Source organism: Acetobacterium paludosum, from assembly GCF_008086595.1.
GTDB classification, from domain to species: Bacteria; Bacillota; Clostridia; order Eubacteriales; family Eubacteriaceae; genus Acetobacterium; species Acetobacterium paludosum.
On the sequence record NZ_RXYA01000013.1, the window covers coordinates 110,497 to 128,730 of the forward strand.

General features: G+C 37.5%; 19 protein-coding genes and 1 riboswitch. Of the genes, 18 read left to right on the top strand and 1 reads right to left on the bottom strand.

Translation table 11 applies throughout. From position 1 onward, the window contains the following. Window position 1: 1 nt before the first annotated feature. The 9 genes from dnaA to FZC41_RS13545 all read left to right on the top strand — a co-directional run bounded on the left by dnaA (window position 2) and on the right by FZC41_RS13545 (window position 10,232). Window positions 2-1,357, top strand: a complete 1,356-nt coding sequence (dnaA, locus tag FZC41_RS13505) for a chromosomal replication initiator protein DnaA (protein WP_148567960.1) — start codon at window positions 2-4, stop codon at window positions 1,355-1,357. Window positions 1,358-1,553: 196 nt separating this feature from the next. Beyond that, window positions 1,554-2,666, top strand: a complete 1,113-nt coding sequence (gene dnaN, locus FZC41_RS13510; RefSeq protein WP_148567961.1) for a DNA polymerase III subunit beta — start codon at window positions 1,554-1,556, stop codon at window positions 2,664-2,666. 193 nt (window positions 2,667-2,859) lie between these two features. After that, complete coding sequence (locus FZC41_RS13515; protein ID WP_148567962.1) at window positions 2,860-3,099, top strand: RNA-binding S4 domain-containing protein; 240 nt, start codon at window positions 2,860-2,862, stop codon at window positions 3,097-3,099. Next, window positions 3,081-4,208: a DNA replication/repair protein RecF gene (gene recF, locus FZC41_RS13520; protein WP_148567963.1), complete on the top strand. Its 1,128-nt coding sequence runs from the start codon at window positions 3,081-3,083 to the stop codon at window positions 4,206-4,208. The genes FZC41_RS13515 and recF overlap by 19 nt, the downstream gene beginning before the upstream one ends. A 10-nt stretch (window positions 4,209-4,218) precedes the next feature. Beyond that, complete coding sequence (gyrB, locus tag FZC41_RS13525) at window positions 4,219-6,135, top strand: DNA topoisomerase (ATP-hydrolyzing) subunit B (protein ID WP_148567964.1); 1,917 nt, start codon at window positions 4,219-4,221, stop codon at window positions 6,133-6,135. Between the two features lie 23 nt (window positions 6,136-6,158). Next, window positions 6,159-8,651 (top strand): DNA gyrase subunit A, encoded by a 2,493-nt coding sequence (gyrA, locus tag FZC41_RS13530; RefSeq protein WP_148567965.1) that lies wholly within the window; start codon window positions 6,159-6,161, stop codon window positions 8,649-8,651. Continuing rightward, window positions 8,651-9,103: a PTS sugar transporter subunit IIA gene (locus FZC41_RS13535; RefSeq protein WP_148567966.1), complete on the top strand. Its 453-nt coding sequence runs from the start codon at window positions 8,651-8,653 to the stop codon at window positions 9,101-9,103. The genes gyrA and FZC41_RS13535 overlap by 1 nt, the downstream gene beginning before the upstream one ends. A 162-nt stretch (window positions 9,104-9,265) precedes the next feature. Continuing rightward, window positions 9,266-9,916: a ribulose-phosphate 3-epimerase gene (gene rpe, locus FZC41_RS13540; RefSeq protein ID WP_148567967.1), complete on the top strand. Its 651-nt coding sequence runs from the start codon at window positions 9,266-9,268 to the stop codon at window positions 9,914-9,916. Between the two features lie 31 nt (window positions 9,917-9,947). Beyond that, the gene (locus tag FZC41_RS13545) at window positions 9,948-10,232 is read left to right on the top strand and encodes a PTS sugar transporter subunit IIB (RefSeq protein ID WP_148567968.1); all 285 of its coding nucleotides are present in this window, start codon (window positions 9,948-9,950) and stop codon (window positions 10,230-10,232) included. Between the two features lie 170 nt (window positions 10,233-10,402). Here FZC41_RS13545 and FZC41_RS13550 read toward each other — a convergent pair whose 3' ends face one another. Next, on the bottom strand, window positions 10,403-11,206 hold the full coding sequence (locus FZC41_RS13550) for an HAD-IIA family hydrolase (protein ID WP_148567969.1): 804 nt from the start codon (window positions 11,204-11,206) through the stop codon (window positions 10,403-10,405). Between the two features lie 181 nt (window positions 11,207-11,387). Between FZC41_RS13550 and epsC the strand changes: the two genes are divergently transcribed. From epsC to FZC41_RS13595, 9 genes are all read left to right on the top strand, one after another. Further along, window positions 11,388-11,924 (top strand): serine O-acetyltransferase EpsC, encoded by a 537-nt coding sequence (gene epsC / locus FZC41_RS13555; RefSeq protein WP_148567970.1) that lies wholly within the window; start codon window positions 11,388-11,390, stop codon window positions 11,922-11,924. A 155-nt stretch (window positions 11,925-12,079) separates the two neighbouring features. Continuing rightward, the gene (locus FZC41_RS13560) at window positions 12,080-12,364 is read left to right on the top strand and encodes a hypothetical protein (protein WP_148567971.1); all 285 of its coding nucleotides are present in this window, start codon (window positions 12,080-12,082) and stop codon (window positions 12,362-12,364) included. Window positions 12,365-12,574: 210 nt separating this feature from the next. Further along, on the top strand, window positions 12,575-12,769 hold the full coding sequence (gene thiS, locus FZC41_RS13565) for a sulfur carrier protein ThiS (protein ID WP_148567972.1): 195 nt from the start codon (window positions 12,575-12,577) through the stop codon (window positions 12,767-12,769). Between the two features lie 3 nt (window positions 12,770-12,772). Further along, a complete protein-coding gene (gene thiF, locus FZC41_RS13570) occupies window positions 12,773-13,576 on the top strand; it encodes a sulfur carrier protein ThiS adenylyltransferase ThiF (protein WP_148567973.1) in 804 nt (267 codons plus the stop codon). Between the two features lie 13 nt (window positions 13,577-13,589). Then, window positions 13,590-14,357 carry a thiazole synthase gene (locus FZC41_RS13575; RefSeq protein WP_148567974.1) on the top strand — a complete coding sequence of 256 codons (768 nt, stop codon included), beginning with the start codon at window positions 13,590-13,592 and terminating at the stop codon, window positions 14,355-14,357. A gap of 2 nt (window positions 14,358-14,359) precedes the next feature. Continuing rightward, the gene (gene thiH, locus FZC41_RS13580; RefSeq protein WP_170253992.1) at window positions 14,360-15,514 is read left to right on the top strand and encodes a 2-iminoacetate synthase ThiH; all 1,155 of its coding nucleotides are present in this window, start codon (window positions 14,360-14,362) and stop codon (window positions 15,512-15,514) included. Between the two features lie 3 nt (window positions 15,515-15,517). Next, window positions 15,518-16,120: a thiamine phosphate synthase gene (locus tag FZC41_RS13585; RefSeq protein ID WP_148567975.1), complete on the top strand. Its 603-nt coding sequence runs from the start codon at window positions 15,518-15,520 to the stop codon at window positions 16,118-16,120. 41 nt (window positions 16,121-16,161) lie between these two features. Next, a riboswitch (FMN riboswitch) is annotated at window positions 16,162-16,277 on the top strand. A 172-nt stretch (window positions 16,278-16,449) separates the two neighbouring features. Beyond that, window positions 16,450-17,538 (top strand): bifunctional diaminohydroxyphosphoribosylaminopyrimidine deaminase/5-amino-6-(5-phosphoribosylamino)uracil reductase RibD, encoded by a 1,089-nt coding sequence (ribD, locus tag FZC41_RS13590; protein WP_148567976.1) that lies wholly within the window; start codon window positions 16,450-16,452, stop codon window positions 17,536-17,538. 4 nt (window positions 17,539-17,542) lie between these two features. Next, window positions 17,543-18,211, top strand: a complete 669-nt coding sequence (locus tag FZC41_RS13595; protein WP_148567977.1) for a riboflavin synthase — start codon at window positions 17,543-17,545, stop codon at window positions 18,209-18,211. Window positions 18,212-18,234: the final 23 nt, after the last annotated feature.

Here is an 18,234-nt window from a genome sequence, read left to right on the forward strand (position 1 = left end):
CATGGACACTTCGTTTAAAAAAATATGGGATTCTGCGCTTGAACTGATCAAACCTGATATTAGTCCGACAAGTTTCAATACCTGGTTTTTGAAAATCAAACCCATAAATTATGTAAACAACACCTATTATTTTTTATCTGAGAATGAATTTGAAAAAGGAATATTGGAAAGCCGCCATATTCCATTGATTACCAATGCTTTAGCAGAGGTCACCGGAAAACCCGGAACCGTTAAAATTGTCTTAAAAGAAGAAGATGCCATGATTTCTCCGGAAAACACTCAGCCTGATACATCAAACTCATTTGTTGATGATAATATTTCTTCACACCAAAATAATTCAATGAATCCCAAATATACATTTGATAGTTTTGTCATCGGTGAAAACAACCGTTTTGCCCATGCTGCCTGTGTTGCTGTTTCAGAAGCGCCTTCGGAAAGATACAATCCGCTATTCATTTATGGTGGTGTTGGTTTAGGAAAAACACATCTCATGCAAGCGATTGGACATTATATTTTATCTTATGCACCTAACAAAAAAGTTGTTTATGTTTCCTGTGAAAAATTTACAAATGATTTTATCGATGCCATCCAAAATAAAACAAATATTGCTTTTAGAAATAAATATCGTAATGCCGATATTCTTTTAATTGATGATATTCAATTTTTAGCGAAAAAAGAAGGAACACAGGAAGAATTCTTTCATACCTTTAACACCCTTCAGCAGGAAAACAAACAGATTGTTATCAGCAGCGATCGTCCGCCAAAAGAAATACCAACCCTCGAAGAACGTTTACGTTCACGTTTTGAAAGTGGCTTGATTACCGATATCTACGCGCCCAATTTTGAAACGCGGATTGCCATCATTCGAAAAAAAGCAGAATCTTTCAGTGATGAAATTCCTAATGAAGTTTTAAGTTTCATTGCCGATAGTATTCATTCGAATATCCGAGAGCTTGAAGGTGCTTTAACGACTGTTTTCGCTTATTCAAAACTTCATAAAGCTCCAATCAATATTGAATCTGCAAAAAATGCCTTAAAAGATATTTTTAGAAAAAAAGAAGATATTGTTATTACCAGTGAATATATTAAGGAAGTAACCGCAAAATACTTTAATATAACCGTTGAAGATATGAATTCTAAAAAGAGAACGCGTTCTATTTCTCTTCCCCGTCAGGTTGCTATGTATATTACCCGTGATATCACCGATCTTTCACTTCCGCGCATTGGTGAAGAATTTGGTGGAAGAGATCACTCAACCGTTATTCATGCTTGTCAAAAAATAACTGAAGATATGGCTACTAATACAGATTTTAAAAATTTGATCTTACGTATTCAACGAGAAATTAATGGAAATTAACAAATCACATTTTTGCCTTTTTATCAAACGGGTTATCCACAGCTTATCCCCCTTAGCTTTTTTGATTTTTTGATATAAGCAATGACTTTGAGGGGTTATCCACACTATCAACACCCCCTACTACTATTACTACTATATAAATATATATTATTATATATAAAAGGGGTTTTAAACAAATTACAAAGGAGGTATTTTTATGAAATTCAATTGTTCAAAAGAAAGTTTAATGGGTGCTTTAGCAATTGCTCAAAAAGCTGTTTCTTCAAAAACAACACTTCCTATACTTGAAGGAATACTTTTTAGTGTAGCTAATAATAATTTATTATTAAGAAGCACTGATTTAGAAATTGGTGTTGAAGTTAATATTCCTGCTGAGGTTGACACTGAAGGTGATATTGTTCTGTCTTCATCAATCATTGGTGAACTTATTCGTAAATTATCAGGATCTGATGTTTTCTTTGAAAGTGATGATCATCATCAAATAAAAATTGAATGTCTTTTATCAAACTTTACCTTAAAGGGATTATCAGCTGATGAATTTCCTGCTTTTCCCGAAGTTATAGAAGATCATATTTTTTCAATAGATGCTACTGTTTTAAAAGAATTAATAAAAGGAACTTTATTTTCAGTTGCCACAAATGAGAATATTCCTGTTCTGACTGGTGTAAAAATAGAGTTGCATGAAGATAATATCAATCTAATTGCTTTAGATGGTTATCGTCTGGCACTGCGTTTTGGAAAAATAAAAAATGCTGTTGGCGAAGATCTGAGTGTTATTATTCCTGCTAAATCATTATCTGAAATTAATAAGGTTTTAACAAATTATACTGGGGATGTGATTGTGAAATTCTCAAAAAATCAAATATTTTTTGAAATGGAAAATACCCAGTTTACTTCCAGACTCCTGGAAGGAGATTTTATTAATTATAAACAAATTATTCCAGTGGAAAAAACAACTCAGGTAAAGATCAATCGACGTTTGCTTTTAGAAAGCAGCGAACGTGCGGCACTATTAGCCAGAGAAGGTAAAAACAATTTAATAAAAATGGATTTTAATCAGGATCAACTGATTTTAACTTCCAATGCAGAAATTGGGAATGTTTTTGAGATTATCCCAATTGAAAATATTGGAGAATCTTTAAAGATCGCATTTAATTCAAAATTTTTAATTGAAGCATTGCGGGTGATTGAAGATGAAGAGTTAATGATTCATATGACCACTTCTGTTGGTCCGGGAGTTATTCTTCCGGTAGAAGGAAATGAATTCATTTATTTAATATTACCGGTTCGAATTGCTGAAGAAAATTAAATTTATAAAAATAGTCTATGAAATCAGAATTTAATGAACGACATCTGATTTTAAAGACTATTTTTTAATTTTATGTTATAATAGTTAGGTCTAAAGATAGTGATGCAATAATTTAATCAATTTTGGCACAAATAAAGGGGATTAAAGTAATAATCTTTAATTTTTACCAAAAACATAATGAACGGGGAATAATATGCAAATAATTGAAATTAACACAGAGTACATAAAAATTGATCAACTCATTAAATATGCCGGAATTGTTGGAAACGGCAGTGATGTGAAGTTCATGATTCTTGATGGATTAGTCCGTGTTAATGGGGAGTTGTGTACCCAAAGAAATAAAAAAATAAGATCTGGCGATCTTGTTGAAATTGAGGATTATGATACCTTAGAAGTCAAAGGGATCGATAACACATGTTTATTGAAGAAATAAAATTAATAAATTATCGTAACTATGAAAATGAATGCATCAAAACCCAAGAAGGTATCAATGTCATCATGGGTGAAAATGCACAAGGAAAAACAAATCTTATTGAAGCAATGTTTTTTTTATCCCGTGGTTACAGTCATCGTGCGTCAAATGTGGCAGAACTTGCCCAATGGGATCATGATGATTTTTTTATGAGTGCACGTGTCGTCAGTGAGGGAGTAAAACATACGCTTACCGCCAAAAGTCATTTGGGAAAGCGGCAATTTTTACTGGATGGAAAAGTAAGAAAAAGAGATAAAATTAATGGAATTTTTAATACCATTTTATTTGAGCCGGATGATTTAAAAATAGTCAAGGAAGGACCTGATAAAAGAAGACGATTTCTGAATCAGGAGATATCCGGATTTAGACCCGAATATCATTATCTACTGAGAGATTATGAAAAAATATTAAATCAAAGAAATATGTTATTAAAAAATATTCGATATGAGCCCAGTTTAGAAACAACTTTAGATGTCTGGGACGAACAGCTTGTTGAGGTTGGAACGCGACTGATGAATCATCGGATTCGTTATTTACATCGGCTTAATCGAGAAGCAAATATTCTTCACAAAATACTAAGCCAAGAAAAAGAAATTCTTTCTCTTTACTATCAAAACAATATTATTGACTCATTAGAAGATATGAAAGAAATAAAAAGTATTTTCAAAAATAAAATGAAATCAAGTCGGGAAGAAGAAATATTAAGGGGGTCCACGATATATGGACCCCATGTCGATGATATTATCATTCAAATCAATGGCAAAGATGCAAGACGATACGGATCCCAGGGGCAACAACGTTCAGCTGCTATTTCCTTGAAATTATCGCAAATAGAGATATACTTTGATAATACCGGAGAGTATCCAGTGGTTTTGCTGGATGATATTTTTTCCGAATTAGACGAAAACAGACGTAAGAGCATTATCAAGCTTTTAAATAAAACCCAAGCCTTCATCACCTGTACAGAAGATCTGTTTACAAGTGCTGATGAAATACAGAAAACTAAGCATATTATTGAGATTCATCAGGGGAAGACCAGAACGTTCACACCAGAAAACCATGAAAATTAGGAGGAAATACATGCCAGAAAAAAACCTAGATACCTATACAGCGGACCAGATACAGGTCCTGGAAGGATTAGAAGCTGTTCAAAAAAGACCGGGAATGTATATCGGAAGCACCGGGTCAAGAGGATTACATCATTTAGTTTATGAAGTTGTAGATAATAGTATCGATGAAGCGCTTGCCGGCTACTGTAAAAATATTACGGTAACCATCCATCCAGATGATTCAATTACCGTTGTCGATGATGGACGAGGAATTCCCACCGGTATGAATCATGCTCAAGGAAAAACCGGAGTTGAATTAGCACTCACCGTTCTTCATGCCGGAGGTAAATTTGGCGGCGGCGGCTATAAGGTTTCCGGAGGACTTCATGGGGTCGGTGTCTCAGTCGTTAATGCCTTGTCCGAAAAGCTGACCATTGAGGTTAAACAAAAAGGACAGGTATTTGTTCAACATTATGAAAAAGGAAAACCTGTTGATGAATTAATCGTTACGGGAACAACAAATCGTACCGGAACCACTGTTTATTTTAAACCGGATGGCGATATTTTTGATGAAACAGAATATGATTTTGATACCTTGGAACATCGAATGAGAGAGCTTGCCTTTTTAAATAAAGGGATAAACATTAATCTGATCAGTGAAAAAGAATCACCCAAAAGAAAAGAAAATTATTGTTATAGCGGTGGCCTTCATTCCTTCGTTGAATACATGAACCGGAATAAAGATCCATTGTATGATAAAATCACCTATTTTGAAAAAGAAAAAGATGATTATGCATTAGAAATTGCATTTCAATATACAACCGGCTATTCGGAAAATATTTATTCCTATGCGAATAATATCAATACGCCAGAAGGTGGAACGCATCTTAATGGATTTAAAAGTGCTTTAACGCGAACCATTAATACCTATGCCAGAAAAAATGGTTTTCTAAAGGGAAATGACAAAAATCTTACTGGAGAAGATGCCCGCGAAGGCATGACGGCGATTGTAAGCATTAAGCTTCTTGATCCTCAATTTGAAGGACAAACTAAAACAAAATTAGGAAATACTGAAGTCAAAGGGATCGTAGAAACCATTGTCGGGGATCAACTGACGGCATTAATGGAAGAAAATCCGGGCATTGCTAAAAGTATTATTGAAAAAACACTTTCAGCAGCAAGAGCCCGGGAAGCAGCAAAAAAAGCCAGAGAATTCACCCGTCGAAAAACGGCCTTGGATTCAACGGCACTTCCGGGAAAATTAGCGGATTGCCGAGAAAAAGATCCAGCTTTATCCGAAATATATATCGTGGAAGGGGACTCAGCCGGTGGCTCCGCAAAAACCGGAAGAGATTCCAAAACCCAGGCAATTTTACCACTTCGAGGTAAAATATTAAATGTTGAAAAAGCCCGTTTGGATCGTATTTTGACCACTGATTCACTAAAATCCATGATTATTGCATTTGGAACCGGCGTTGGTGATGAATTTAATGTTGAAAAAGCCCGTTATCATAAAATTGTTATTATGACAGATGCCGATGTGGATGGGGCCCACATCAGAACTTTATTGTTAACCTTCTTTTTCCGTTATATGAAAGGTTTGATTGAACAAGGCTATGTATACATTGCCCAACCGCCCCTTTATAAAATAACCCGGGGGAAACAGGTTGATTATGCCTATACGGATAAAGATTTAGAAAAGAAATTAGCAGAAGTCGAAGATCGTTCCAGAATCAGTCTGCAACGCTACAAAGGTCTTGGGGAAATGGATGCTCAACAGCTTTGGGAGACGACCATGGATCCCGTTACCCGGACCCTGCTGCAAGTTAATATTGAAGATGCTTCCTATGCGGATGAAGTCTTCACCATTCTAATGGGAGACAAGGTCCAGCCACGTAAAGAATTTATTGAACGCAACGCTAAAAAAGTTAAGAATTTAGACATCTAGTAAAGAAGGAGTAATAATATAAAATGCAAGAAATAGTAGAATTTGATCGAGTAAAATCGGTTAATCTTGAACAGGAAATGAAAACTTGCTATATTGACTATGCGATGAGTGTCATTATAGGACGTGCTTTACCGGATGTCAGAGATGGATTAAAGCCTGTACATCGCCGAATTATTTATGCCATGAGCGAGTTGGGATTAGATCCGCAAAAGACATTTCGTAAATCAGCCCGTATCGTCGGGGATGTTTTAGGTAAATACCATCCTCATGGCGATACGTCTGTTTACGATGCCATGGTGCGTTTAGCCCAGGATTGGTCTACCCGGTACCTCCTTGTCAATGGTCAGGGTAACTTTGGATCAATTGATGGGGATGGTGCGGCTGCAATGCGTTATACGGAAGCTAAAATGGCAAAAATTACCGTTGAAATGCTTCGGGATATCAATAAAGAAACCGTTGATTTTGTTCCAAACTTTGATGAATCAGAACAGGAACCATCGGTGCTGCCATCCAGATTTCCGAATTTACTGGTAAACGGATCGTCCGGTATTGCAGTTGGGATGGCCACCAATATACCACCGCATAATATGGGCGAGGTTATCGATGGAGCGGTTGCTTTTATTGATAATCCGGACATTACCATTGATGAGCTGATGAAGCATATAAAAGGACCAGATTTTCCAACGGCCGGTATTATTTTAGGGAAATCGGGAATCAAAAGCGCCTATCAGACTGGTAGGGGCCGTATAAAAGTACGTGGAAAAGTAAGAATAGAGACTACCAAAAAAGGTAAAAAACAGATCATCATTTCCGAGATTCCATATATGGTTAATAAAGCAAAAATGGTTGAAAAAATAGCCGAATTGGTTAAAGAAAAGAAAATTGAAGGAATTTCGGATTTAAGGGATGAGACGGATTTAAAAACAGGTATAAATGTTGTCATTGATTTAAAACGCGATGCCAATGAAACCATTATTCTAAATCAGCTTTACAAACATACCCAACTCCAGGAAACGTTTGGGGTTATTATGCTGGCCTTGGTTAATAATGAGCCAAAGGTTTTAAATCTGAAAGAAATGTTATTCCATTATTTAGAACATCAAAAAACAGTTATCACGAGACGAACGATTTTTGATTTAAAAAAGGCGGAAGCAAGAGCGCACATTTTAGAAGGTTTAAAAATTGCGTTGGATCATATTGATGAAGTTATCAAGTTAATTCGAGCGGCTGCAGATGGTAAGATAGCAAAAGTCCAATTGATTGAGCGATTCACCTTGTCGGAGATTCAAGCTCAAGCTATTTTGGATATGCGTCTGCAACGTTTAACCGGTCTTGAACGCGAAAAGATTGAAGAGGAATTAAAAGAAATACTCAAAACAATTGCCTATTTGAAATCAATTTTATCTAATGAAAAATTAGTTTTAAGTATCATCAGAGAAGAAATGCTGGAGATTAAAGAGAAATTCGCCGATAAACGTCGAACTGCTTTTGATATTGATGTGGAAGATTTTGATATTGAGGATCTCATCGAAGAAGAAGATGTGGTTATCACGATGACTCATATTGGGTATGTCAAACGGATCAGTGCTGATAATTATAGTTCACAAAAACGCGGAGGAAAAGGAATCACTGCTTTGAGTACCCGTGAGAATGACTTTGTCGAACAACTTTTTACAACCACCACCCATCACTATCTCATGTTCTTTACCAATTTAGGGAAAGTCTATCGTCTAAAAGCCTTTGAAATTCCAGAAGGCGGAAGAACGGCAAGAGGAACAGCCATCGTTAATCTTCTTCCTTTGGAAGCAGGAGAACAAATTGCCACCATGATTCCGGTAAAAGAATTTACGGATGATAAATATCTCATTATGGCAACAAAACAGGGGATTATTAAAAAAACAGGATTAACCGAATATGATACATCTCGTAAAAATGGAATCATTTCCATTAATCTAAGAGAAGGCGATGAGTTAATTAATGTTCGATTGGTCGAACAGGATGAAGAAATTGTAATGGGAACCAAATGCGGTCATGCTATTCGATTTAATTCTGAAGAAGTTAGAGCCATTAGTCGAACATCCATTGGTGTAAAAGGGATCGATCTGAGAAATGACGATGTCGTCGTTGGTATGGATATTGTAAAAGAAGATCTCTATGTTCTTTGTGTCAGTGAAAATGGATATGGCAAACTGAGTGCTTCAGATTTATATCGTCCACAGAAACGTGGGGGTAAAGGCGTTCAAACCTATAAGGTAACTAAAAAAACCGGAGAATTGGTTGGTTTTTGTGTCATCGATCGTGATGGTGAAATTATGATGATCAATAATCAGGGCGTCGTTATTAAACTGGAGGGACATGATATTACGGCAGTTGGGCGGAATACCCAGGGGGTTCGACTCATGAAACTTAAGTCTGATGAATCTATTGCGACTATTTCTAAAGTATACAAGGAGGATTCAGTGGATGATGATGAGGAAGATCAAATAGAAATCATTGACACCACTGAAAAAGAATAATGGACTCATTAATCCATGAAAATCTCATTCAAATTAATTGTTTAGTTAATGATCAATTTGATGCCATTGCCTTAGCAGCAAAACCGCTGTTAAGGCAGGGCTATATAACCGAAGATTTTATTGAAGCAGCAATAGAAAGAGAAAGAACCTTTCCAACCGGTCTGCCAACTAAAATTGGGGTAGCTTTACCCCATACCGAGGCAAAATATGTATTGAGAGAAAGTATTTCCATCGTTACGCTTAAAAATACCATCGTTTTCGCAGGAATGGGTAATCCCAAAGAAAGCGTTCCGGTTCAAATTGTGTTTTTATTAGCGATTAAAGATCCTGAAAAACAATTAGGCATTTTACAGACAATTGTCACCATTATTCAAAATGAAAAGGTTTTACATAAAATAAAAGATGCAAAAGAACCGAAAACCATTTACAATCTAATTAATACTTTTTTGTAGTGTTTAATACGATTATGCAAGATACCGGCTACCGCTATTCCAATGATGTACATAACTAAAGTTATAAAGTAATTTAACTTAATTGATTTATTTTAAATTTTGAATGTGTCTATTAAGTTTGTATTTTGATCTAGTAATTATTTAAAAAGAAAGTGAAGATTAATGAATATTAAAATAGCACCATCCATGCTCAGTGCAGATTTTGCCAATCTAGAACGCGATTTAAAGGAAGTTGAGAAGAGTGGCGCTGACTTTCTCCATGTAGATATTATGGACGGTCATTTTGTACCGAATATTACGATGGGACCGGATCAGGTAGCACAGATTCGAAAAAAAATTTCGATACCTTTTGATGTTCACCTTATGATTAGTGAACCACTAAAGTATATCAATCAATTTGCAGATGCCGGAGCGGATATTATTACTGTTCATGTGGAATCTGAAGGAGATATTCAGGCTTGTATTGATACCATCGTAAAAAAAGGTGTAAAACCGGGATTAGTGTTGTCTCCAGATACGCCGTTAAAAGTGCTTGAACCATATCTTGATCAAATCAAAATGGTTCTTATTATGTGTGTTTATCCTGGTTTTGGAGGACAAAGTTATCTTTCTGGATGTACCCAAAAAATAAGAGAGTGTCGGAAAATGATTGGGAGTCGTGCCATTGATTTAGAAATTGATGGCGGTATAAATTTTAATAATTTAAAAGAAGTGGTTGATGCTGGAGCGAATGTGATTGTTTCGGGTTCCTGTCTTTTTAAAGGTGAAATACAAAAAAACATGAAACGTTTTAGAAAGATCATTGAGGAATAAATTTTTGAAATTTTGAGGGGGATAGAGAAAAATGAAACTTGTTTTAGTTGCATGTGGAACAGCCTTGGCAACATCCACAGTGGTGGCCCGGAAAATTGAACAGATTGCTCAGGAGAATGGTATTGAATGTAAGACTGTTCAAGCTAGAGCCGTCGATACCTTTAGTAAATATCAAGAGTTGCATCCTGATGCCATTGTCTGTACCTGTCAATTAGAAGGTGAAATTGATGCGCCGATCATTAATGGAAGAGCATTTCTGACTGGGATCAACCTTCAAAGTACCATTGATCAATTGATCGAGATTTTAAAAAAATAGAACAACCAGTTTTAATAGTTGTTCATCAGCTTAAGAAGGCATCATTCATTATATCAAAGCAATAGGCTGGTGACTTCACCGTGTTTTGAATCTTATTTTAGTAATGAGACTTTTAGTATAAGCCATAATAAATGGGTTATCCTAAAAGTCTTTTTACTGGGAAAAAACATTTATCTCAATTCCAGTACGGAGACAATCTCATCGATTCCGGTAAGAATATAATCAGGACGGTAGGGGAAATTATCTACCGTTTCATGAGTTGAAACGCCGCTGAGGACCAAAAAAGTTGTCAGACCGGATTCAATACCCGCAACGATGTCGGTATCCATACGATCACCAATAATGACCGTATCTTCGCTGTGAACCCCTAAACGCTTGATGCCGGTGCGCATCATTAAGGGATTGGGTTTTCCAATATAATAGGCTTCTTTGCCGGTAACCAGTTCAATCGGAGCAACAAAAGCACGGCAAGCCGGAATAACACCTTCTTCGGTGGGACCAGTTAGATCGGGATTGGTCCCAATAAGTTTTGCACCTTTTTGAATTAGTTTAACAGCCTGTAAAATGCTGGCATAATTATAATTGTGTGTTTCTCCGACAATAACATAATCAGGATTGACATCGTTCATGGTGATTCCTGCATCATAAAGCGCATTCAGAAGTCCTGGTTCACCGATGACATAAGCAGAACCGCCTGGACATTGATCTTTTAAAAATTTTGCAGTAGCTAAAGCGCTGGTATAAAAATGACTTTCATCAATTTCCAAGCCAAGCCGGTTTAATTTTTCCTTTAATTCAATGGGTGAACGCTCGCTGGAATTGGTTAAAAAGAGAAAGTTTTTATCTTCGGCATAAAGCCAATTGACAAATTCGATGACACCGGGTAAAAGCCGGTTGCCGTGGTATATAACACCATCCATATCGCAGATAAAGCCTTTTTTAGCTTTCATGAGTTCTTTTAATTCTTCTTTCATAATACACGCTCCAATTTTATTGAATTACTTTTTTAAGTTTATACCCTGAGTATATAGTATTTAAGCATGAATTACATTAAAGAAAAAGGTTATTGATGTAAAAACTATTGACAAAAAATAGTGAAAAAATTATAATGTAGTAATTCCAGGTGGAATACTTGGATATTAAGGAGTAAAGATTATGTTTTCAGGTTTTAAAGCAGTAATGAATGATATCGATGTGACGATGCGTAAAGATCCAGCTGCGCGATCTGCGGTAGAGGTTTATTTTTTATATCCTCATATTAAAGCGTTGAAAACCTATAGAAAAGCACATAAGCTTTATAAAAATGGTCATTTTTTTGCTGCTCGCTGGTTGTCTCAAAAAGCTCGAAAAAAAACAGGAATTGAAATTCATCCGGGAGCAGAAATAGGCGATAATTTGTTTATTGATCATGGTATGGGTGTTGTTATTGGAGAAACCACGATCATTGGAGATAATGTAACCCTTTATCAGGGGGTAACCTTGGGAGGAACCGGGAAAGAAAAAGGAAAACGCCATCCAACCCTGGGTAATTGTGTTGTCGTCGGATCAGGAGCAAAAATATTAGGAAATATTTATATTGCGCCAGGAACCAAAGTAGGGGCGAATGCAGTTGTGTTACACAATACAACGCATGAATCGACTGCAGTTGGAATTCCGGCCCGAGTTATTGAAAAAAGAAACATGGTATTATAGTTTATAAAATAGGGATGATTATTGAAACCTTTTGTAACCGAAATTAGAAGATAGCACAAATTTTTTCCATTTTAGCATAAGTAATTGCATGAGTAGCTGTGATAAACTGAAAGCAATGATAAAAAACATGAATTTCAGGAAAGCAGAGGAACTCAATGGAGACAATATTAAAAAGATATGATGATATGCGGATACAGCGAATGATAAAAAAAATGATGAATAATGATGATATTACGCTTGAAAAATTAAGAAAAGAATATGAAGAAAAAGATGATCAACTGTTAGCTTTAGGGATCAAAAGGGAAGTGGCTCAAAGAATGGTTGATGAAGAGGAAATTAGTTCTTTGATGGTTAGACTTGAAGTTATTAAAAGAGAAATTGAAGAAATAGAAGAAGATAAAAGTAAAATGGCGATTTATAACGCCTATACAAGAAGATGAAAAAAGTCTAATAGATGTGTTAAAACGTGCTTATGAAAAATATCATAAAGACACAATTTAAAGATTAATCAATGGGTTCTTGACATTAAAGACCGGATAATATAAAATCAGATCAGATAAATATGAACACAAAATGGGGTACACCACCGAAAGGGTGTCGTTCTCGTTTTGTGTTTTTTTATTGCGTTTTTTTGAAAGGAAGTGAAAAGAATGAGAGTTAATGGCAAAGAAGTAGCTTTAAGTAAAAATCAAAAGCTGGTGGATTTTTTAGAAATTAATCAATATGATATTAGAAAAATTGCAATAGAATGCAATGGTGAAATTTTACCTAAATCAACCTATCAGGAGGTAATACTTAATAACGAAGACAGACTTGAAATTGTAAGATTTGTGGGAGGCGGCTGAGACATGGAGTTAATAATTAATGGAAAAAAAACAGAGTTAAATTGTAATACGGCATTTGAAGTAAGGGAACAGATTGGAAATCTTCAGGATATTATTATTTTGAATGGATTTCAGATTGAAGAAAACTGTAAAGTGAAAGAAAAGGACAGTTTAGCGATTATCAGAAAAGGTGTGCTCCCCAAAAGAGATGAGCTTGAAAGTATGATGATGGCCAGACATACACCAAATGTACATAAGAAATTAAAGAAAGGAAAAGTTGCGATTGCCGGGCTAGGTGGCCTGGGATCAAATATTGCGGTTATGCTTGCCAGAATTGGCGTGGGACAACTTTTACTGGTTGATTTTGATGTGGTGGAACCAAGTAATTTGAATCGGCAAAATTACTATATCAGCCATTTAGGAATGCCGAAAACCGAAGCCTTGAAAAAACAAATAACCGAGATTAATCCCTTTATTCAAGTGGTAGTTCGAAAGATAAAAGTAACCGAAGAGAATGTTAAAGAGCTTTTTAGCGGTTATGACGTTATTTGTGAAGCTTTTGATAAACCAGAGATGAAATCCATGCTGGTGAATACTGCTTTAGCGGAATTGCCTGATATTAAGGTTGTTTCAGCTTCGGGAATGGCAGGATATGATAGCGGAAATTTAATAAGAACAGTCAAAGTAATGAAAAATTTATATATTTGTGGAGATTTGGAAAACGGCGCCGAAGTGGGAAGAGGTTTGATGGCACCACGGGTACAAATTTGTGCAGGACATCAGGCAAATATGATTTTACGGCTGCTGCTGAAAATAGAAGAAGTATAGGGAGATAAAAAAAATGAATGAACAATTAGTAATCGGTGGACATGGTTTTCAGTCACGGTTTATTTTGGGATCCGGTAAATTTTCATTAGAAATTATGAAAGCGGTTGTTGAAAATGGCGGAGCGGAAATCATAACCCTGGCACTGCGTCGGGCCAACATTGGCGGAGAAGAAAATATTCTCGAACATATACCGAAGAATGTGACCTTGCTGCCAAACACATCCGGGGCAAGAAATGCCGAAGAAGCGGTAAGAATTGCCCGGTTGGCCAGAGCAATGAAATGCGGTGATTTTGTGAAGGTGGAAGTCATCCGTGATTCCAAGTATTTGATGCCGGATAATTATGAGACAATTAAAGCGACAGAAATTCTTGCCAAAGAAGGATTTATTGTCATGCCCTATATGTATCCGGATTTAAATGTGGCAAGATCTCTGGTTGATGCCGGTGCTGCCGCCGTGATGCCTTTAGCCGCTCCGATTGGAAGTAACAAGGGTTTAAGTACAAAAGATTTCATCCAGATTTTAGTGGATGAAATAGACCTGCCAATCATTGTGGATGCAGGCATTGGCAGACCCTCACAAGCCTGTGAGGTCATGGAAATGGGTGCGGATGCCGTCATGTGCAATACGGCAATTGCAACGGCAAAAAATGTTGCTCAGATGGCACAAGCCTTTGGACAGGCCATCGAGGCGGGAAGAAATGCCTATCTTGCAGGGCTTGGCCGAGTATTGAATCATACGGCAGAAGCATCGAGTCCGTTAACCGGATTTTTGGAGGACTAAGGATGACAATCAAAAAAACAAACCCGATGGAATATAGTGAAGGTATGGAAATCATTGATTCAGAGATGATGGATTGTATTTTGAAATTGGTAGGAAATTATGATTACAACCAATATACAGAGACAGACGTAAAAAAGGTATTGATCAAAGAAGTGTTGACGTTGGAGGATTATGGGGTGATCCTGTCTCCTGCCGCCTTGCCGCATCTGGAAGAAATGGCAAGAAAAGCTGTTCCAGAGACAAGAAAACATTTCGGCAATGGGATTTGTCTGTTTACCCCTTTATATATTTCCAATTACTGCGAAAATCACTGCATCTACTGTGGGTTTAACTGTAAAAATAAAATCCGCAGAGGCAAACTTTCATTTGATGAAATGGAAGAAGAGCTTAAAGCCATTGCGGAAACCGGTTTAAAAGAACTTCTGATTTTAACGGGAGAATCCCGTCATCAGTCCGGGGTCGAGTATATCGGCGAAGCCATTAAGCTGGCGGCAAATTATTTTACCAACATCGGCATTGAAATATACCCCCTAAATTCAGATGAATATGCCTATCTTCATAAATGCGGAGCAGATTTTGTTTCGGTTTATCAGGAAACTTACAATATCAATAAGTATGAACAGGTTCATTTAAGCGGTTCAAAAAGAATTTATCCCTACCGGTTTTATTCCCAGGAACGCGCCTTGCTGGGCGGAATGCGTGGTGTCGCTTTTGGGGCGCTGCTGGGATTGGATGATTTTAGAAAAGATGCCTATGCGACAGGCTTGCATGCCTTTTTCATCCAGCAAAAATATCCTCAGGCAGAGATTGCTTTTTCCACTCCGCGATTAAGACCATTCATCAATAATGCGGATAATAATCCCAATGATGTTCATGAAAAACAGTTGTTACAAGTGATGCTGGCCTATCGGCTGTTGATGCCATACGCCGGCATTACCATTTCAACTCGGGAAAGAGCAGGCTTTCGGGACCATGTCATCGGCATGGTGGCGACAAAAATTTCGGCTGGTGTAAGTGTTGGAGTTGGGGGTCATAAGCTGGAAGAAAAGGCTGATGAACAGTTTGAGATATCCGATCCCAGAAGTGTCCCGGAAGTACATCATATGATTATCAGCAAGGGATTGCAGCCGGTTTACACGGATTACATCAGGGTTTAAGAAATGCTTATTTGCGTAACCAATCAAAAACTGTGCAAAGATGATTTCCTAAGTCGCATCACGCAAATTGCAATCGGAAAACCGCAGGCGATTGTGTTAAGAGAAAAAGACCTGGATTTGGCAGAATATGAAAAATTGGCGAATGCAATAAATGAAATTTGTACGAGGCATCAGGTAATGTTGATTATCAATCAGAACATTGAAGTGGCTGTCAAAATGAAGCATGAGAACATTCAGTTGTCGATGGATAATTTAAGGAAAAACAAAAAAAAGCTTAAAGAATTTAAAAATATCGGGGCTTCAATTCACACGGTGAATGAGGCACAAGAAGCTGAAAAAATAGGCGCTACCTATTTAGTGGCGGGGCATATTTTTCCTACGGCTTGTAAAGAAGGCGTTCCCCCAAAGGGGCTTTCTTTTTTACAAGCGGTCTGTGATGCGGTTGTAATACCTGTTTTTGCCATTGGCGGGATTACAAAAGACAAACTTGAAAGTGTTTTAAAGACAGGTGCAGAGGGTGTGTGCATCATGAGCGAAGCGATGATTTGTTTAAAGCCGGAGGCCCTTGCCGGTGACTATAGAATTAAAAAAAGCAACACATATTGACAACCAGGTAGTTAGGTGTTAAAATCAAAAGCAATTAAATAGTTTGTCTTCAGGGCAGGGATTGTTTCCCTACCGGTGGTATAGCCCACGAGCCGCAAGGTATGATTCGGTGTAATTCCGAAGCCGACAGTTAAAGTCTGGATGAAAGAAGATGATAAAGTGTTTGCATGTTTATGCTTATCTTTGTTTTTTAGCTCTGAAATGTTAATCATTTCAGAGCTTTTTGTATCTCAAGGGAGCAGTTCTAAACGGCATTAAACAGACCTTTTATCAGATGCCTTGAATAACTATTCAAGGTGTTTTTTTATTTATTTGAGAGGAGGGATTAAGTGGAAAATCATCAAAAATATATGCAGATGGCGATTATACTGGCAAAAAAAGGACGAGGTCTAGTAAATCCAAATCCCCTGGTGGGAGCGGTTATTGTTAAGGACGACCTTATTATCGGACGTGGTTATCATGAGAAATATGGGGGACTCCACGCTGAAAGAAACGCCCTGGTTTCCTGTACCCAGTCCCCTGAAGGCGCAACCCTCTATGTCAATCTGGAGCCTTGTTGTCATACGGGAAAAACACCGCCATGCACCGAGGCCATTATGCAAAGCAAGATTGCCAGGGTGGTGGTTGGAGCAAAGGATCCCAATCCGCTGGTCGGGGGAAAGGGAATTGAGATTTTAAGAAAAAACGGGATTACCGTGATTACAGATGTTTTAGAAGAAGAATGCCGGGAGCTTAATGAAGTTTTTTTTCACTATATTCAAAACAGGACGCCCTATGTTGTTATGAAATATGCCATGACTCTGGATGGTAAAATTGCTACCTATTCCGGGAAATCCCAGTGGATTACCGGCGAGCTTGCCAGAGTGCAGGTACATCAGTTGAGAAACGAATACAAAGGCATCATGATCGGGGTCAACACCGTTATAAAAGACGATCCCCTGCTGACCTGTCGGATTGAAGACGGGAGAAATCCCAGTCGCATAATTTGCGATACCCATTTAAGAACGCCGATAACGGCAAAAATAGTTGAAAGCGCTTCTGAAATTCCCACTTATATTGGCACCTGTTCCAGAGATGAAAAAAAGATGGACCAGTTTAGAAAAAAAGGTTGCCGGCTCTTGCCGGTTTCCCCAAAAAATGAATATTTGAATCTAAATGATCTGGTCCATCAACTCGGTCAGGAAAAAATAGATGGGATTCTGCTTGAAGGGGGAGGCACCTTGAATTACAGTGCCTTGAAAAGCGGCATTGTCGATAAGTTGCAGGTTTATATTGCCCCCAAAATATTTGGTGGAGCCACGGCGATCAGTCCTGTTGAAGGGCAGGGGATCGAAGATCCCAGTGAGGCTTTTCAGTTTAAAGATCGAAAAATAAAAATTCTAGGCGTTGATATTTGTCTCGAATACTACAAGAGGTGATGATATGTTTACAGGAATTATTGAAGAAGTGGGGGGAATAATAGCCGTTACCAAGGGACCACGGTCCTCTCAATTATGGATTCAGGGAAATGTGATCATGGATGATTTGAAGCTGGGAGATAGCGTCGCGGTTAATGGCGTATGTTTAACCGTGTCCCGGCTGAAGAGCAATCAATGGATGGCCGATGTGATGAGTGAAACTCTGAAAAGAAGCGATCTGGGGGAATTGAAGTCGGGAAGTCCGATCAATTTAGAACGCGCCATGCCGGCGAATGGACGGTTTGGAGGGCATCTGGTATCCGGACATATTGACGGAACGGGGCAGATTATTCAGATCAAAAAAGATGATAATGCCATTCTGTTTGAGATTAGCGCCTCTGAAAAAATACGCCATTACATCATTGAAAAAGGATCGATTGCCATCGACGGAATCAGTTTGACGGTGACGACGGTAAATAATGAAGCTTTTCAGGTTGCTATTATTCCCCATACGGTCAAACACACGATTCTGGGTTTAAAGAAAAAAGGAGATCTGGTCAATTTGGAAAATGATCTGGTTGGAAAATATATTGAGAATTTCTTAAGATCAGGTTCTTTGGAAAATACCAACGCAAATGATGAAAAAAAATCTAGCAAACTGACCATGGATTTTCTAACAAGGTCAGGCTTTTAATAAGCTTAAATCAGTATCAAAAG

Bases quoted from the DNA above. Each gene is read 5' to 3' on its own strand.
- dnaA (WP_148567960.1), top strand. From the start codon at position 2: ATGGACACTTCGTTTAAAAAAATATGGGATTCTGCGCTTGAACTGATC.
- dnaN (WP_148567961.1), top strand. From the start codon at position 1,554: ATGAAATTCAATTGTTCAAAAGAAAGTTTAATGGGTGCTTTAGCAATT.
- FZC41_RS13515 (WP_148567962.1), top strand. From the start codon at position 2,860: ATGCAAATAATTGAAATTAACACAGAGTACATAAAAATTGATCAACTC.
- recF (WP_148567963.1), top strand. From the start codon at position 3,081: ATGTTTATTGAAGAAATAAAATTAATAAATTATCGTAACTATGAAAAT.
- gyrB (WP_148567964.1), top strand. From the start codon at position 4,219: ATGCCAGAAAAAAACCTAGATACCTATACAGCGGACCAGATACAGGTC.
- gyrA (WP_148567965.1), top strand. From the start codon at position 6,159: ATGCAAGAAATAGTAGAATTTGATCGAGTAAAATCGGTTAATCTTGAA.
- FZC41_RS13535 (WP_148567966.1), top strand. From the start codon at position 8,651: ATGGACTCATTAATCCATGAAAATCTCATTCAAATTAATTGTTTAGTT.
- rpe (WP_148567967.1), top strand. From the start codon at position 9,266: ATGAATATTAAAATAGCACCATCCATGCTCAGTGCAGATTTTGCCAAT.
- FZC41_RS13545 (WP_148567968.1), top strand. From the start codon at position 9,948: ATGAAACTTGTTTTAGTTGCATGTGGAACAGCCTTGGCAACATCCACA.
- FZC41_RS13550 (WP_148567969.1), bottom strand. From the start codon at position 11,206: ATGAAAGAAGAATTAAAAGAACTCATGAAAGCTAAAAAAGGCTTTATC.
- epsC (WP_148567970.1), top strand. From the start codon at position 11,388: ATGTTTTCAGGTTTTAAAGCAGTAATGAATGATATCGATGTGACGATG.
- FZC41_RS13560 (WP_148567971.1), top strand. From the start codon at position 12,080: ATGGAGACAATATTAAAAAGATATGATGATATGCGGATACAGCGAATG.
- thiS (WP_148567972.1), top strand. From the start codon at position 12,575: ATGAGAGTTAATGGCAAAGAAGTAGCTTTAAGTAAAAATCAAAAGCTG.
- thiF (WP_148567973.1), top strand. From the start codon at position 12,773: ATGGAGTTAATAATTAATGGAAAAAAAACAGAGTTAAATTGTAATACG.
- FZC41_RS13575 (WP_148567974.1), top strand. From the start codon at position 13,590: ATGAATGAACAATTAGTAATCGGTGGACATGGTTTTCAGTCACGGTTT.
- thiH (WP_170253992.1), top strand. From the start codon at position 14,360: ATGACAATCAAAAAAACAAACCCGATGGAATATAGTGAAGGTATGGAA.
- FZC41_RS13585 (WP_148567975.1), top strand. From the start codon at position 15,518: ATGCTTATTTGCGTAACCAATCAAAAACTGTGCAAAGATGATTTCCTA.
- FZC41_RS13595 (WP_148567977.1), top strand. From the start codon at position 17,543: ATGTTTACAGGAATTATTGAAGAAGTGGGGGGAATAATAGCCGTTACC.